This window comes from Serratia sp. X3, from assembly GCF_014982455.1.
Lineage (GTDB): Bacteria > Pseudomonadota > Gammaproteobacteria > Enterobacterales > Enterobacteriaceae > Serratia > Serratia ureilytica.
The window spans coordinates 100,422-115,871 of the sequence record NZ_JADCNB010000005.1 but is presented as its reverse complement, the minus strand read 5'-3'; the positions used below and the strand labels follow the sequence as shown (position 1 = coordinate 115,871).

At 61.6% G+C, this 15,450-nt stretch carries 12 protein-coding genes and 1 riboswitch; of the genes, 6 read left to right on the top strand and 6 right to left on the bottom strand.

Features of this window, described 5'->3' with window-relative positions; all coding sequences use genetic code 11:
* Window positions 1–33: 33 nt before the first annotated feature.
* Complete coding sequence (locus IMX17_RS18830; RefSeq protein WP_046897275.1) at window positions 34–1,278, bottom strand: multifunctional CCA addition/repair protein; 1,245 nt, start codon at window positions 1,276–1,278, stop codon at window positions 34–36.
* A 122-nt stretch (window positions 1,279–1,400) separates the two neighbouring features.
* Window positions 1,401–2,021: a TIGR04211 family SH3 domain-containing protein gene (locus tag IMX17_RS18825; RefSeq protein WP_033644594.1), complete on the bottom strand. Its 621-nt coding sequence runs from the start codon at window positions 2,019–2,021 to the stop codon at window positions 1,401–1,403.
* A gap of 278 nt (window positions 2,022–2,299) precedes the next feature.
* On the opposite strand from IMX17_RS18825, the gene IMX17_RS18820 reads away from it, so the two are divergent.
* The 3 genes from IMX17_RS18820 to hldE all read left to right on the top strand — a co-directional run bounded on the left by IMX17_RS18820 (window position 2,300) and on the right by hldE (window position 7,998).
* Window positions 2,300–3,607 carry an inorganic triphosphatase gene (locus IMX17_RS18820; protein ID WP_046897276.1) on the top strand — a complete coding sequence of 436 codons (1,308 nt, stop codon included), beginning with the start codon at window positions 2,300–2,302 and terminating at the stop codon, window positions 3,605–3,607.
* A 45-nt stretch (window positions 3,608–3,652) separates the two neighbouring features.
* The gene (gene glnE / locus IMX17_RS18815; RefSeq protein ID WP_182265446.1) at window positions 3,653–6,490 is read left to right on the top strand and encodes a bifunctional [glutamate--ammonia ligase]-adenylyl-L-tyrosine phosphorylase/[glutamate--ammonia-ligase] adenylyltransferase; all 2,838 of its coding nucleotides are present in this window, start codon (window positions 3,653–3,655) and stop codon (window positions 6,488–6,490) included.
* Window positions 6,491–6,567: 77 nt separating this feature from the next.
* On the top strand, window positions 6,568–7,998 hold the full coding sequence (gene hldE, locus IMX17_RS18810; RefSeq protein ID WP_004937214.1) for a bifunctional D-glycero-beta-D-manno-heptose-7-phosphate kinase/D-glycero-beta-D-manno-heptose 1-phosphate adenylyltransferase HldE: 1,431 nt from the start codon (window positions 6,568–6,570) through the stop codon (window positions 7,996–7,998).
* A 51-nt stretch (window positions 7,999–8,049) separates the two neighbouring features.
* Here hldE and IMX17_RS18805 read toward each other — a convergent pair whose 3' ends face one another.
* A complete protein-coding gene (locus tag IMX17_RS18805) occupies window positions 8,050–8,325 on the bottom strand; it encodes an accessory factor UbiK family protein (RefSeq protein WP_004937216.1) in 276 nt (91 codons plus the stop codon).
* A 147-nt stretch (window positions 8,326–8,472) separates the two neighbouring features.
* A riboswitch (FMN riboswitch) is annotated at window positions 8,473–8,633 on the top strand.
* A 109-nt stretch (window positions 8,634–8,742) separates the two neighbouring features.
* Here IMX17_RS18805 and ribB point away from each other — a divergent pair.
* On the top strand, window positions 8,743–9,396 hold the full coding sequence (ribB, locus tag IMX17_RS18800; RefSeq protein ID WP_033636071.1) for a 3,4-dihydroxy-2-butanone-4-phosphate synthase: 654 nt from the start codon (window positions 8,743–8,745) through the stop codon (window positions 9,394–9,396).
* Window positions 9,397–9,448: 52 nt separating this feature from the next.
* Here the strand turns inward: ribB and IMX17_RS18795 are convergent, their stop codons facing one another.
* A complete protein-coding gene (locus IMX17_RS18795; protein WP_193550095.1) occupies window positions 9,449–10,981 on the bottom strand; it encodes an alkaline phosphatase in 1,533 nt (510 codons plus the stop codon).
* 325 nt (window positions 10,982–11,306) lie between these two features.
* On the opposite strand from IMX17_RS18795, the gene ygiD reads away from it, so the two are divergent.
* Window positions 11,307–12,089: a 4,5-DOPA dioxygenase extradiol gene (gene ygiD / locus IMX17_RS18790; RefSeq protein ID WP_193550094.1), complete on the top strand. Its 783-nt coding sequence runs from the start codon at window positions 11,307–11,309 to the stop codon at window positions 12,087–12,089.
* Between the two features lie 48 nt (window positions 12,090–12,137).
* Here ygiD and IMX17_RS18785 read toward each other — a convergent pair whose 3' ends face one another.
* The gene (locus tag IMX17_RS18785) at window positions 12,138–13,298 is read right to left on the bottom strand and encodes a glutathionylspermidine synthase family protein (RefSeq protein WP_193550093.1); all 1,161 of its coding nucleotides are present in this window, start codon (window positions 13,296–13,298) and stop codon (window positions 12,138–12,140) included.
* Window positions 13,299–13,301: 3 nt separating this feature from the next.
* The gene (locus IMX17_RS18780; protein ID WP_033644601.1) at window positions 13,302–13,970 is read right to left on the bottom strand and encodes a DUF1190 family protein; all 669 of its coding nucleotides are present in this window, start codon (window positions 13,968–13,970) and stop codon (window positions 13,302–13,304) included.
* Between the two features lie 352 nt (window positions 13,971–14,322).
* Here IMX17_RS18780 and IMX17_RS18775 point away from each other — a divergent pair, with 352 nt between their 5' ends.
* The gene (locus IMX17_RS18775) at window positions 14,323–15,423 is read left to right on the top strand and encodes a glycerol dehydrogenase (protein ID WP_193550092.1); all 1,101 of its coding nucleotides are present in this window, start codon (window positions 14,323–14,325) and stop codon (window positions 15,421–15,423) included.
* Window positions 15,424–15,450: the final 27 nt, after the last annotated feature.

Here is a 15,450-nt window from a genome sequence, read left to right as displayed (position 1 = left end):
CGCCAGGAAAAAACCCCGCTCTGCGGGGTTTTTTTATGCCTGATCGTTGATGATGGTTTGGGTGAGCTTCCACTCGGCCAGCGCCTGCTGGCGGCGGCGTTTGAGCTCGTCGCGGATCGCGGTGCCCTGCAGCCCGCTGGCCACCACCTCTTTAATAGATACCGCGTTCGCCACCTGATACGCCTGACGCAGATAGTCGCCCTGCGGATAGGGATTCTCCTCAAAGCCGGTACGGCCGCGTGCGTCCGCCTCGCTGGTCAGGATCATCTGCTCCAGCCGGTGCGGCTTGCGCCAGACGTCGATGGCGTCGAACAGCTTCAATAGGGTCTCCGGCCGCAGCTTGTTCACGGTGTGGATCAGATCATGGTACTCGGCCACCAGCTTGCTCAGATCGCGCACCGGGTTGGGCACCCGCAGCCGCTGGCACAGCGCCTCAACCAGCCGCACGCCGGCCGGGCCGTGGCCGTGGTGATGCGGCCAGAACGCTTTTGGCGTCAATCCCTTGCCGAGGTCATGGCACAGGGTGGCGAAGCGCACGTCCACCTCCGGCGTGAGGCGGGCGGCGATCGCCAAAGCCATCAGCGTGTGCACGCCGGTGTCGATCTCCGGGTGCCACTTGGCGGGGGCCGGCACGCCGAACAGCGCGTCGATTTCCGGGAACAGCACCGCCAGCGCATCGCAGTCGCGCAGCACCTGAAAATAGACCTGCGGGCTCTGGCTTTGCAGTGCCTTTTCAGTTTCTTTCCAGACGCGTTCGGCGGTCAGCGCGGCCAGTTCACCGCTGTGCGCCATCTGGCGCATCAGGGCGAGCGTTTCGTCGGCGATGCGAAAACCCAGGTGGGCGAAGCGGGCGGTGAAGCGCGCCACGCGCAGTACGCGCAGCGGATCTTCGCCGAAGGCGTCGGAAACGTGGCGCAGCACGCGCGCCTGCAGATCGGCCACGCCGCCGTAAGGATCTATCAGCTCCCCCTCGGCGGAACGGGCGATGGCGTTGATGGTCAGATCGCGCCGCAGCAGATCCTCCTCCAGCGTGACGTCCGGCGCGGCATAGCAGGTAAAACCGGTGTACCCCTGGCCGGATTTGCGCTCGGTGCGCGCCAGCGCGTACTCCTCGTGGGTGTCGGGATTGAGGAATACCGGAAAATCTTTGCCGACCTGCTGGTAGCCCAATGCCAGCAGCTCGGCCGGCGTGGCGCCCACCACCACCCAATCATGATCGACCACCGGAATGTCGAGCAGGCTGTCGCGAACGGCGCCGCCGACCAGATAAATCTGCACTGTTGACTCCTGAATATCGTGTAAGGCTCTGTCTATCAGATTACATGAATTGGCCGCGGGATGTCGGCGCCAATGAAAAGGGCGCCCGCAGGCGCCCATACTCAAACTGAACGATACTGAGATCAGTTCATCCAGCGATTGTTGTTCTTGCGGCGCGGGATCAGGTGCGGCAACAGCAGGCCCAGCAGCAAGCCGACGCCGGCGACGCCGCCGCCGTACATGAACCACTGCAGAATAATGGTGCGCTGTTTGTCGTCGAGCTGCAGGTTAACGGCGTTCACCTTCTTCTGCGCGACCACCAGCTGGTTTTTCAGATCCTGGTTTTCCTTCTGCAGGCTGCTGATGGTGCTGTCGCTGCCCGCGACTTTTTCCTGCATTTCCGCCGTGCGCTGGTTCCAGGTGTTATCGATGTTGGCCAGCTTGTCGGTCAGGGTTTTCACCTGTTGTTCCAGCTCCGGCACGCGGGTGCGCAGGCTCGGCGTCTGGCTGAGCTGGTCGAGCGGGATCCAGGTGGTGCGGCCTTTCGGATCGCGGATCTGGCCGTAGTTGGTGCTGTCGTTGACGCTCAGCAGGGTGACTTCTTCACCGGCGTTCAGAGTGCCGACAATACGGTACTGATTACCTGGGCCGCTATGGACGTAAGTGCTTAACTCATCGGAGATATAGCGTTTATCTTCGGCATGTGCGCCCCAAGTGATGCTGAAGCTCAGCGCGGCAAGGCAAATCAGGCGTAATTTCTGCATTAGTTCATCGTTTCTGGGTGAATTTATGGAACGATAGTAGAGCGTTCAGTCTGACGACGCAACGCCAAAACCGGAATGAGAACTATCTTACTGTGGCTGATTCTGTGAGTTGCGCGGCGTTTTATAACGTAACAGGTTTTTTCTACAGTTAGCAGGGTTAAGGCGCCGGGAATCGCGGTAAGATAACGGCAACTGTGCGTCATTGGGCAGTATGCGGCGGGCCGAACGCGCCGCGCTGAAACAGACGTGAATGCATAACTTATTGGTGTTAAAGAATTATGACCGTTGAAATTGAACTGAAATTCATCGCCGCGCCGCAAGCGGTGGCCGCTCTGCCGCAATGGCTTGCCGCCTGGCCGCATCAGCATTCCGCGCCGCAAAAACTGACCAACATTTACTTCGAAACGGCCGATAACTTCCTGCGCAGTCACGACATGGGGCTGCGCATTCGCGGTTTCGACGATCGTTATGAGATGACCATCAAAACCGCCGGTAAAGTGGTGGCCGGCCTGCACCAACGTCCGGAATACAACGTCGCTATCGCCGAGCCGCAGCTGGCGCTGGCGCAGTTTCCTGCCGACATCTGGCCGCAGGATTGTGATATCGCGGCGCTGCAGCAGGCTTTGCAGCCGCTGTTCCGTACCGACTTCGCGCGTGAAAAGTGGGTGGTCACTTACGGCCAAAGCGAGATCGAGATTGGCTTGGATCAGGGAGAGGTGCGCGCCGGTGACCTCAGCGAAGCCCTGCGCGAGATCGAACTGGAGCTGCTGAAAGGCAACACCGCCGATCTGCTGGCGTTGGCCGGCGAGCTGGCGGCCCATGGCGGGCTGCGTCAGGGCAGCCTGAGCAAGGCGGCGCGCGGCTATCACCTGGCGCAGGGCAATCCGCCGCGCGAGGTGCGCCCGCTGCGGGTGCTGAAGCCGGCGGCCAAGGCGACCGTGGAGCAGGGGATGATCGCCGCCTTCGAGCTGGCGCTCAGCCATTGGCAGTATCATGAAGAGCTGTGGTTGCGCGGCGATGCGCAGGCGCGCGGGGCGGTCCTCGAAGCGGTTGGCGCGATCCGCCAGGCGCTGGTGATCTTCGGCGGCCTGGTGCCGCGCAAGGCCAGCGCCGATCTGCGCGCCCGCCTGACCGAACTCGAACCGCTGTTGGCGGACAAAGCCGCGCAACCGGAGAGCTTGTGCTACAGCGCGGCCTATCTGCAATGTAAGTTGGCGCTCACATCATGGCTGGTGAGCGGCGCCTGGCGGCCGTTCATCGACGCTAAAGGGCAGGCCAAACTGGACAGTTCATTCAAACGCTTCAGCGACATCATGCTGGGGCGCAGCGGCGCGGAGCTGAAAGAAGCCTTCAGCCGTACGCTGAACGAAGATGAATATCAGGAACAATTGCCGCGCCTGACGCGTCAGATTTCGGCGCTGGTCCTGCTGTCGGGCGCTTACCCCGACGAGCAGACCGGGCCTTATATCGACGCCTGGCGCGAGCTGCAGGCGGCGCTGAGCGAGCGCCGCCAGGGCTGGTATGAAGCCAGCCGCAAACAGGCCTTATCGCATGCGCCATTCTGGTTAAACGGCGCGCTTCGTTAATCCAGCCGGCCCGCCAGCCGTGGGCCGCAGAACGGGTCAAACACTATGTCGCCACTTTCAGCCGCGTTACAGGCTCAGGCACAGCAGGTTGTGCAGCGTTTTCAGGAAGTTCACGGCGCGGACTGCGCCTTTAGCGAGCAAGAGCAGTGGGTGCTGGCGTCGAGCGACTTCGTCAGCGACGCGCTGCTCGCCCAGCCGGCCTGGTTGGCGACGCTGCGCGAACAGCCGCCGGCGCCCGGCGAGTGGCAACACTACGCCGCCTGGTTGCAGGACGAGCTGGAAGAGGTGCGCGACGAAGCGCAACTGATGCGCACGCTGCGTCTGTTTCGCCGCGAAACGCTGGTGCGCATCGCCTGGGCGCAGGCGCAGGGGCTGTGTTCGACCGAAGAAACGTTGCTGCAGCTGAGCGGGCTGGCGGAGACGCTGATCGTCAGCGCGCGCGACTGGCTGTATCAAACCTGTTGCCGCGAGTGGGGCACGCCGTGCAATGCCGACGGCGAACCGCAGCCGCTGCTGGTTCTCGGCATGGGCAAGCTGGGCGGCGGCGAACTGAACTTCTCGTCGGACATCGATCTGATCTTCGCTTACCCGGAAAATGGTCAAACCCAGGGCGGGCGGCGCGAGCTGGATAACGCCCAGTTCTTCACCCGTCTCGGCCAGCGGCTGATCAAGGCGCTGGATCAACAGACCATCGATGGCTTCGTCTATCGCGTGGACATGCGGCTGCGGCCGTTCGGCGACAGCGGCCCGTTGGTGATGAGCTTTGCGGCGCTGGAGGATTACTACCAGGAACAGGGGCGTGACTGGGAGCGCTATGCGATGGTAAAGGCGCGCCTGATGGGCGGGGCGGAAGACGCCTACAGCCAGGAGCTGCGTAAAACGCTGCGTCCGTTCGTGTTCCGTCGTTACATTGATTTCAGCGTCATTCAGTCTCTGCGCAACATGAAGGGCATGATCGCCCGTGAAGTGCGGCGGCGCGGCCTGAAGGACAACATCAAGCTGGGCGCCGGCGGCATTCGCGAAATCGAATTCATCACCCAGGTATTCCAGCTGATCCGCGGCGGCCGTGAACCGGCGTTGCAGGGGCGTTCGCTGCTGCCGACGCTGCAGGCGGTGGGCGAGCTGGGGCTGCTGGAAAGCGAGCAGGTGCGGGCGCTGAGCGCCGCCTACCTGTTCCTGCGGCGGCTGGAGAACCTGCTGCAGGCGATCGGCGATCAGCAAACCCAGACGCTGCCGCAGGAGGCGCTCGATCAGGCCCGGTTGGCCTACGGCATGGGGTTGGCGGATTGGCCGGCGCTGATGGCGGCGCTGGACGTGCACATGCAGGCGGTGCGTGCGGTGTTCGACGACCTGATCGGCGACGATAGCCCGGATGTCGGCGAAGATCCCGACTATCAGCACTACCACAGCCTGTGGCAGGACGCGCTGGAGGAGAACGAGCTGGCGCCGCTGACGCCGCACCTCGATGAAGAGGGGCGCCGACAGATGCTGCGCACCATCGCCGATTTCCGCCACGACGTAGACAAACGCACCATCGGCCCGCGCGGCCGCGACGTGCTCGATCAGCTGATGCCGCGCCTGCTGGCGGAGGTATGCCCGCGGCAGGACGCGCCGACTGCGCTGGTGCGGCTGGCGCAGCTGCTGCTGAGCATCGTCACCCGCACCACCTACCTCGAGTTGCTGGTGGAGTATCACGCGGCGCTCAGCCATCTGATCCGCCTGTGCGCCGCGTCGCCGATGGTCGCCAACCAGCTGTCGCGTTACCCGCTGTTGCTGGACGAACTGCTGGATCCGGCCACGCTGTATCAGCCGGTGGCGCTGGACGCCTACCGCAGCGAGCTGCGTCAGTACCTGCTGCGGGTGCCGGAAGACGATGAAGAGCAAAAGCTGGAGGCGCTGCGTCAGTTCAAACAGGCGCAGCAGTTGCGCATCGCCGCGGCGGATATCGCCGGGGCGCTGCCGGTGATGAAAGTGAGCGATCACCTGACTTATCTGGCTGAGGCGATCATCGACGCGGTGGTGCAACAGGCCTGGAGCGACATGGTGGCGCGCTACGGCCAGCCCACCCATTTGCAGGAGCGGGAGGGGCGCGGCTTTGCGGTAATCGGCTATGGCAAACTGGGCGGCTGGGAGCTCGGGTACAGTTCCGATCTCGATCTGGTGTTCCTGTTGGATTGCCCGCCGGAGGTGATGACCGACGGCGATCGCTGCATCGACGGCCGCCAGTTCTACCTGCGGCTGGCGCAGCGGGTGATGCATCTGTTCAGCACCCGCACCTCCTCCGGCATTCTGTATGAGGTGGACGCGCGCCTGCGGCCTTCCGGCGCCGCGGGGATGTTGGTCAGCACCGTCGAGGCATTCGCCGACTACCAGCAAAACGAAGCCTGGACCTGGGAGCATCAGGCCCTGGTGCGCGCGCGCATCGTGCACGGCGATCCGGCGCTGCATCAGCAGTTCGACGCGATCCGGCGCGAGATCCTGTGCAAAACGCGCGATGCGCAGACCCTGAAGCGCGAAGTGCGCGAGATGCGCGAAAAGATGCGCAACCATCTCGGCAACAAGCAGCGCGATCTGTTTGATATCAAGGCCGATGAGGGTGGCATTACCGACATCGAATTTATCGCCCAATATCTGGTCTTACGCTATGCGCCGGGTGAACCGCGCCTGACGCGTTGGTCGGACAACGTGCGCATCTTCGAGCTGATGGCCAATTACGACATCATGCCGGAAGAGGAGGCGCGCGCGCTGACCCAGGCCTATGTCACCATGCGCGACGAGATCCACCACCTGGCGCTGCAGGAGCATTCCGGCAAGGTCGGCAGCGAGCTGTTTGCCGCCGAGCGCGAGCAGGTGCGCGCCAGCTGGGCCAAATGGCTGGATTAATACCTTTTTGCGGGTATTCCGGCGGTCTGTGGTAATATCTGCGCCACTAAAATTTTGTTCTTTTTTGGAGTTATCGGATGAAAGTTACGCTGCCTGATTTTCGCCGCGCCGGTGTGCTGGTGGTCGGTGACGTCATGTTGGATCGCTATTGGTATGGGCCGACCAGCCGCATTTCACCGGAAGCCCCGGTGCCGGTGGTCAAGGTCGATACCATCGAAGAGCGTCCCGGCGGCGCGGCTAACGTGGCGATGAACATCGCTTCGCTGGGCGCCACTTCCCGTCTGGTGGGCCTGACCGGCATCGACGATGCGGCGCGGGCGCTGAGCGCCAAGCTGAATGAAGTCAACGTGCGCTGCGACTTCGTCTCGGTGCCGACCCATCCGACCATTACCAAGCTGCGCGTGCTGTCGCGCAACCAGCAACTGATCCGTCTCGACTTCGAAGAAGGCTTCTCTAACGTCGATCCGCAGCCGATGCTGGAGCGCATTCAGCAGGCGCTGCCGCAGATCGGCGCGCTGGTGCTGTCCGATTACGCCAAGGGCGCGCTCAGCCAGGTGCAGGGCATGATCCAACTGGCGCGCGCCGCCAAGGTGCCGGTGCTGATCGATCCGAAAGGATCCGATTTCGAGCGCTATCGCGGCGCGACGCTGCTGACGCCGAACCTGTCCGAGTTCGAAGCGGTAGTGGGCCACTGCAAGGATGAAGCGGAACTGGTGGAACGCGGCATGAAGCTGGTGGCGGATTTCGAGCTGTCGGCGCTGCTGGTCACCCGTTCCGAACACGGCATGACGCTGCTGCAGCCGGGCGTTGAGCCGCTGCACTTGCCGACCCAGGCGCAGGAAGTGTTCGATGTGACCGGCGCCGGCGACACCGTGATCGGCGTGCTGGCCGCCTCGCTGGCCGCCGGCAACTCGCTTGAAGAGTCCTGTTTCCTGGCCAATGCCGCCGCCGGCGTGGTGGTGGGCAAGCTCGGCACGTCCACCGTGTCGCCGATCGAGCTGGAGAACGCGGTGCGCGGCCGCGCCGAGACCGGTTTTGGCGTGATGACCGAAGCGCAGTTAAAAAACGCCGTGGCGCAGGCGCGTCAGCGCGGCGAAAAAGTGGTGATGACCAACGGCATCTTCGACATTCTGCATGCCGGTCACGTCTCTTATCTGGCCAATGCCCGCAAGCTGGGCGATCGCCTGATCGTGGCGGTGAACAGCGATGCGTCAACCAAACGCCTGAAAGGGGAAAAACGCCCGGTCAACGCGCTGGAGAACCGCATGATTGTGCTGGGCGCGCTGGAAGCGGTAGATTGGGTGGTGCCGTTCGAAGAGGACACGCCGCAGCGCTTGATCGCCGACATTCTGCCGGATCTGCTGGTGAAAGGCGGCGATTACAAGCCGGAAGAGATTGCCGGCAGTGCGGAAGTGTGGGCCAACGGCGGCGATGTCAAAGTGCTGAACTTTGAAGACGGCCTGTCGACCACCAACATCATCAAAGCGATCAAAGACGGGCGCGGCTAACGTCGGACGACGTAAAGAACAAGGGCGCGCGGTGCGCGCCCTTGACGGGAATTATTCGTCTTCCTGTTTGGCGGCCGGCGCCGCGCTCAGCTTGCTTTCCAGCTCGGCCATGCGCTGTTCCAACAGCGCCAGCTTTTCGCGGGTGCGCAACAGCACTTGAGTCTGCACGTCGAACTCTTCGCGGTTAACCAAATCCAGGCGGGTCAACTGCGACTGCAGCACCTGACGGATTTTTTTCTCAACGTCTTCCCCGAATTCACGAACGCCTTTAGGCATGGACTCATGAACCTGGCGTGCGATTTGTTCGATTTTTTTCGGGTCAATCATGGCGTATCCCTTTCAGAGTTTAATAGCTGCCGCTTAGTGTAATGCGAGTTGCCCGCCGGATAAACACCATTAAGCGCATTCGCCGCGCGTGGCCGAATTGTGCTTTTGCTAATTGCCCTGTCTATCCATTAGCGTTATAGTCATCTGGCTTATTCTCAGGGCGGGGTGAAAGTCCCCACCGGCGGTAAATCACCTTCTACGGTGAAAGCCCGCGAGCGCTCAGCCAGCCTGTAAAGGCCGGTTAGAGGTCAGCAGATCCGGTGTAATTCCGGGGCCGACGGTTATAGTCCGGATGGGAGAGAGTAACGGTATCTGCCGGGCATGCGCCCGCTTGCGTTATTTTTTTAGCTATTGCTAGCTACTCCTCAAGATCGCCCTGGTTCTGGTAATCCATAATTTTTAATGAGGTTTTTTACCATGAATCAGACGCTACTTTCAGACTTCGGCACGCCGACAGAACGCGTTGAACGCGCGATCGACGCACTGCGTAACGGGCGCGGCGTGATGGTGCTCGATGATGAAAACCGTGAAAACGAAGGGGACATGATCTTCGCCGCGGAAACCATGACCGTTGAGCAGATGGCGCTGACCATTCGCCACGGCAGCGGCATCGTGTGCCTGTGCATCACCGAAGAACGCCGTCAGCAGCTTGAGCTGCCGATGATGGTGACCAACAACTCCAGCCAGTTCCAGACCGCCTTCACCGTGACCATCGAAGCGGCGCAGGGCGTGACCACCGGGGTTTCCGCTTCCGATCGCCTGACCACCATCCGTGCGGCGGTGGCAGATAGCGCCAAGCCGAGCGACCTGAACCGTCCGGGCCATGTGTTCCCGCTGCGCGCGCAGCCGGGTGGCGTGCTGAGCCGCCGCGGCCACACCGAAGCGACCATCGATCTGGTCTCCATGGCCGGTTTCAAACCTGCCGGCGTGTTGTGTGAACTGACCAACGACGATGGCAGCATGGCGCATGCGCCGGAAGTGATCGCCTTCGCCAAACAGCACGACATGGTGGTGCTGACCATCGAAGATCTGGTGGCTTACCGCCAGGCGCACGAGAAAAAAGCCAGCTGATAGCCGGCTGCTTTCATCGATAAAAAAGCCGCGTAACGCGGCTTTTTTGTATCTACCGTTCTGACAGGCGTTCGCCGATGCGGCTGGCGTAATTCATCACGTGGAAGGTGTAGTTCTCTTCAACCGTACCCTGGAACAGGTGCGCCCAGGGGCCGATGGCGTAGATGCCGAGATCTTCCCCGCCGTGCGTCTCGCTTTTCAGCGGCACCAGCGCCGGCTGAATAAAGTCGGGCGCGGTGGCCTGTTCCATGGTTAATGCCGGGCGCTCGGTCAATGGGATCGCGCCGCCGGGGCCGTTGGCGAAGCCAACGGTGGTGTACGGCTTGCCGTCGCTGCCCAGCCGCGGTTTGCCGTCGACGCCGACGGAAATGCCGAGGATAGGATTGCCGCGCTTGGCATAGCCGGCGATGGTCAGCGTGTGACTGTGATCGCCGGTCACGATCACCAGGGTTTCGTCCAGATTGACCTTGTCGACGATGGTTTTCACCGCTTCGTTCAGCGCGACCGCGTCGCTCAGCGTGCGGTAGGCGTTACCGTTATGGCTGCCATGATCGATGCGTCCGCCCTCCACCAACAGCAGGTAGCCCTCGGGATTCTTGGCCAGAATATCGATGGCCTTGCCGGTCATTTCCGCCAGCGAAGGCTCTCCCGCCGCGTCTTGCCGCCGATCGTGCTCGAAGTTCATGTGTGACGGCTCGAACAGGGCCAGCAAATGGTCGACTTTGCCCGGTTCGATTTTGTCGAACTGCGCCTGATTCCAGACGTATTGTCCGCGCTCGCCGTAGCGTTGCAGCCAGGCCTGCGTCAGGTCACGGCCGTCCTTTCTGGCGCCTTTCTTGCCGGGATATTCCGGATCGCTCACGCTGTCGGGCAGGAAGTTGGCGCGCCCGCCGCCCATCGCCACGTTCAGGCCGTTGCCGTACTTCATTTCCACCAGCTGGCGTGCGATGTCGCGGCAGCCTGCGGCCAGAGCATCCGCCGGCATTTTGGCGTCGGATTCCCAGTCACGGTTGGCGATATGGGCATAGGTGGCGCCCGGCGTGGCGTGGGTAATGGTCGCGGTCGTCACGGCGCCGGTGGACATGCCGAGCGTTGCGGCCATCTCCCACAGCGTGGTGACAGCCTTGGTTTGCTGATCCTCGCAGTTGTTGAGGGCGGCCGTATGGTTGAGGCCCATCAGATCGTTGATGGTTTTGACGCCGGTGGTCATCGCCACCGCGCTGGGCGCGGAGTCGGTGATTTGGGCGTCGGCGGAATAGGTTTTGGCTGCCGCCAGATAGGGGAAGGCTTCCCAGGCCAGCACGTTGGATTCGCCATCCACGCCGCGCTGCTGCCCTTCAAAAATACGGGCGGCGGTCACGGTGGAAAATCCCATGCCGTCACCGACCACCAGAATGACGTTTTTGGCGCGGTTGGTGTTTGGCGTTTGCTTCAGCCGCTGTTGCAGCTGAGCTTGAGCCTGAAGGAAGTAAGGGTCTTCGCGCTGCGTCAGCTGCGCGTTGTCCGCCGCGCCGGCGACTGCCGCCCCGGTGGCCAGCAAGGTCATGGAAAGCGCCAGCTGGGTTGCCAGTGTGAGTCTGAACATGAATTCCTCCTTGGTGAGACGTGATTCCCGTAGCGCCGACGGGCTGCCAACACCCTGTCGACTGAAAGAGGAGTGTATCGACTGCGTTAACAAAAAATACATAAATTGTTCACAAATTAGATCTGTGTGGCAGTAATGCCATAGTATTCACAGAATTTATTAATTAATTGAAAAATATGTATTTTTTAACTTTCTGTTGGCCGGTGCATTTTTGCGCTTTTTAATTCAAATTTATTGAAGATCATCATCACGGTTATCCGGCTGTGTTGCTGCGGCAAAGCGCGTAATGTAACGCCATAGCACAATTTGAACTAAGGATCCCTCTATGAACACCTCTCGTATGCCAGCACTGTTCCTGGGCCACGGTAGCCCGATGAACGTGCTGGAAGACAACCGCTACACCCGGGCATGGCGTGCGTTGGGTGAGTCATTGCCGCGCCCGAAGGCGATCGTGGCGGTTTCCGCGCATTGGTACACCCGCGGCACTGCGGTCACCGCGATGGAAAAACCCAAAACCATTCACGACTTCGGCGGGTTCCCGCAGGCGCTGTTTGATACCCGCTATCCGGCGCCGGGCTCTCCCGCGCTGGCCGCGCAGCTGCAGCACATTCTGGCGCCGGTGCCGGTAACGGCGGATCTCGGCGAGTGGGGATTGGATCACGGCACCTGGGGGGTATTGATCAAGATGTATCCCGATGCTGATATTCCGGTGGTGCAGCTCAGCGTCGACGGCACTCAGCCGGCGGCTTACCACTATGAGCTGGGCCGCAAACTCGCGGCGCTGCGGGATGAGGGCGTGATGATCGTCGCCAGCGGCAACGTGGTGCACAACCTGCGCATGGTGAAATGGCAGGGCGATACCAGCGCCTATCCGTGGGCGGAATCATTCAATAACTTTGTCCGGGATAGCCTGCGTTATCGAGGCGATAACCATCCGCTGGTGGATTTCATGCGCCATGAGGGCGCGGCGCTGTCGAACCCGACGCCGGAACACTATCTGCCGTTGTTGTATGTGCTCGGCGGCTGGGATGGAAAAGAGGCCATCAGCGTGCCGATCGACGGTATCGAGATGGGTGCGCTGAGCATGCTGTCGGTACAGGTGGGATAAAGAAAAAACGCCAGTCAGAGACTGGCGTTTTTGCCTTCAGCGGGGCGATCAGCCGAGGATGGTGTGCGGATAGAAGCGCGACAGATCTTGCGTGATCAGTTCGCGATCTTCGCGCAGGCCGATGCCGCATGGTTGATCGTTCACCAGCCAGCTGCCGATCAGCGTGTAACTGTCTTCGAACTTCGGCAGCGGATGGAACTGCTGCACGATCATGCCTTCTTCGCCGTACGGCCCATCGACGCGCGCCACTTCCTGACCGTTTTCGACGATCTGGATATTGGCGCCTTCGCGTGAGAACAGCGGCTTGGTGACGTAATGATCCATCGGCGGATGATCGTCTTGCGCGAAATAAGCCGGCAGCAGATTAGGGTGATTCGGGAACATTTCCCACAGCAGCGGCAGCAGCGCCTTGTTGGAGATGATGCTTTTCCAGGCCGGCTCCAGCCAGCGCACGCCGGCGTCTTCCAGCTTGGTGGAGAACATCTCGCGCAGCATGAATTCCCACGGATAGAGCTTGAACAGGTTGCCGATCACCTGATCCTGCAGATCGGTGAACTGGCCTTTCTCGCCAAGGCCAATCTCTTCCATGAACAGGAACTCGGTCGGCAGACCGGCTTCCTGCGCGCAGTCCTGCAGGTATTGCACCGTGCCGCGATCTTCTTCGCTGTCCTGGCAGCAGGCCAGGTGCAACAGGCCGAAGCCGTGATGCGCTTTCAGCTCGGCGAAACGCTCGATCAGTTTCTCCTGCAGGCTATTGTACTGATCCGATTGCGGATCCAGCTTGCCGGCGTTGATCTGGTCTTCCAGCCACAGCCATTGGAAGAAGGCCGCTTCATACAGTGAGGTCGGCGTATCGGCGTTGTTCTCCAGCAGCTTCGGCGGATTGACGCCGTCGTAGGCCAGATCGAGACGCGAATACAGCGACGGCTGGTTGGTGCGCCAGGAGCTGCGCACGAATTCCCAGGTGTGTTTCGGGATGCAGAACTTGGCCATCAGCTCGTCGCTGGCGACCACTTTCTCCACTACCTGCAAGCACATCTGATGCAGCTCGGCGGTGGCGCTTTCAATCTCTTCAATCTGCGCCAGCGTGAACTGGTAATAGGCGTCTTCACACCAGTACGGCTCGCCGTACATGGTGTGGAAACGGAAGCCGAACTCGGTCGCTTTTTCGCGCCAGTCCGGGCGCTCGGTAATGGCAATACGTTTCATGCATCAACCGCCCATGCTGCGAGAGCCGGAGTTGGAGGTGGCGCTGCTGCGCTGCATGCTGGTCTGCTTGGCCACGGTCTCGCCGAAACCGCCGCGGGTTACGGTGTTGGTGACCGCAGGCTTTGGCGCCATGGCGGTTTTCGGCACGGTCATGGTGCGGCCGCCGGCGGTGGCGGGGCCGTAGCTCTTGCCGCTGGCGTCGACAAACTTGCCGTTCGCCGGGCTGGCGGCGTTCTTGGAGGTGAACAGCGGCTGCTGCGCGAAGCCGGAACCGCCCATCAGGCGGCCCATCATGTAGCCCGCCATCAGCGGCATCCAGAAGCTGCCGCTGCTTTGCGATTCCGCCGCCATGCCGGCCTGCGCCGGAGCCGGCGCCTGGGTGCACTGCGCTTCGCCGAACTCGGCGACGCAGTCTTCGCGGGTGGCGTATTTCGGCGCGGTTTTCGCCGCTTCTTTCAGGGCGTTGTTGTAGGCGGTGGTGCACTGCTCGCTCATCGAAGGGTTGGCGCGCGAACAGTCATCGGCATTCTGATACAGGGAGACCGTTTCATCGCTCTTCTCGCAGCCAGCCAGCATAAAGACGGCGCTGATCGCCAAGGCCACGGGCGCGACACGGTAGCTGCGCCAGGATTTGCGGAACGTCTCTTGGTTGATGTTTTTTGTCCGTTTCATCGTTATCAATCCCATCATGCGGGCTGTTTTCGCCCTTTCCCAGTAGTGGCGCTAAGGATAGGGGAAACATGGTCAAAATTAAAGCTGAAACGCCCGCAGAATCCACTCTTTACGCAGTTATACGTTGGGGTGTGCGCCAGTTCGCTTTCGCGGCGAAAAAACGCGCGTTGGCGTTTCATCATGAAACGTTATCGCTATGATGATGTTCCATAATGGAACAAAAATCGCGTGGCTCGCCAGGTGGGCGGCGGGCGCTCATAGTCGAAGCACAACAACAAGCCGGCGGCGAAGTCGGCGCGTCATCACCTGATATCTGAACGTACCATCGCCAACTCCCTACAAGGATCCGGTTATGTTGAGAATCATCCAGTCACCAGGCAAATACATTCAGGGCGCCAATGCGCTGGCCGCCGTCGGCGAATACGCCAAATCCCTCGCCGACCATTATTTCGTGATCGCCGACGACTTCGTGATGCAGCTGGCGGGCGACACCCTGATGGGCAGCCTGCAGCAGCACGGCGTGAAACATCATGCGGCCCGTTTCAACGGCGAGTGCTGCCGTAAAGAGATAGACCGGCTTGGCCGCGAGCTGCAGACCCACGGCTGCCGCGGGGTGATCGGCGTCGGCGGCGGCAAGACGCTCGACACCGCCAAGGCTGTCGCCCACTACCAACGGCTGCCGGTGGTGCTCATTCCCACCATCGCCTCCACCGATGCGCCGACCAGCGCGCTGTCGGTTATCTACACCGAACAGGGCGAATTCGCCGAATACCTGATCTACCCGCGCAACCCGGACATGGTGGTAATGGACAGCGCCATCATCGCCAAAGCGCCGGTGCGCCTGCTGGTGGCCGGCATGGGCGACGCGCTCTCCACCTATTTCGAAGCGCAGGCCTGCTTCGACGCTCAGGCCACCAGCATGGCCGGCGGCAAATCGACGCTGGCGGCGCTCAGTCTGGCGCGGCTGTGCTACGACACGCTGCTGGCCGAAGGGGTGAAGGCCAAGCTGGCGGTCGAGGCCGGCGTGGTGACTGAAGCGGTGGAACGCATCATTGAGGCCAATACGTATCTGAGCGGCATCGGCTTTGAGAGCAGCGGGCTGGCGGCGGCGCACGCCATTCACAACGGTTTCACCGTGCTGGAGGAGTGTCACCACCTGTATCACGGCGAAAAAGTGGCGTTCGGCACCCTGGCGCAGCTGGTGCTGCAGAACAGCCCGATGGCGCAGATTGAAACCGTGCTGGCGTTTTGTCATGGCATCGGCTTGCCGATCACGCTGGCGCAGATGGGCGTTACCGGCGACGAGGCGACGAAGACGATGGCGGTGGCCGAGGCCAGCTGCGCCGCCGGCGAAACCATTCACAACATGCCGTTCAAGGTCACCCCTGCCGGCGTGCAGGCGGCGATCCTGACGGCGGATCGGCTCGGCGCCGCCTGGCTGCTGCGTCATTGATACCGTTGGGGCGCGGTGCGCCGCGCC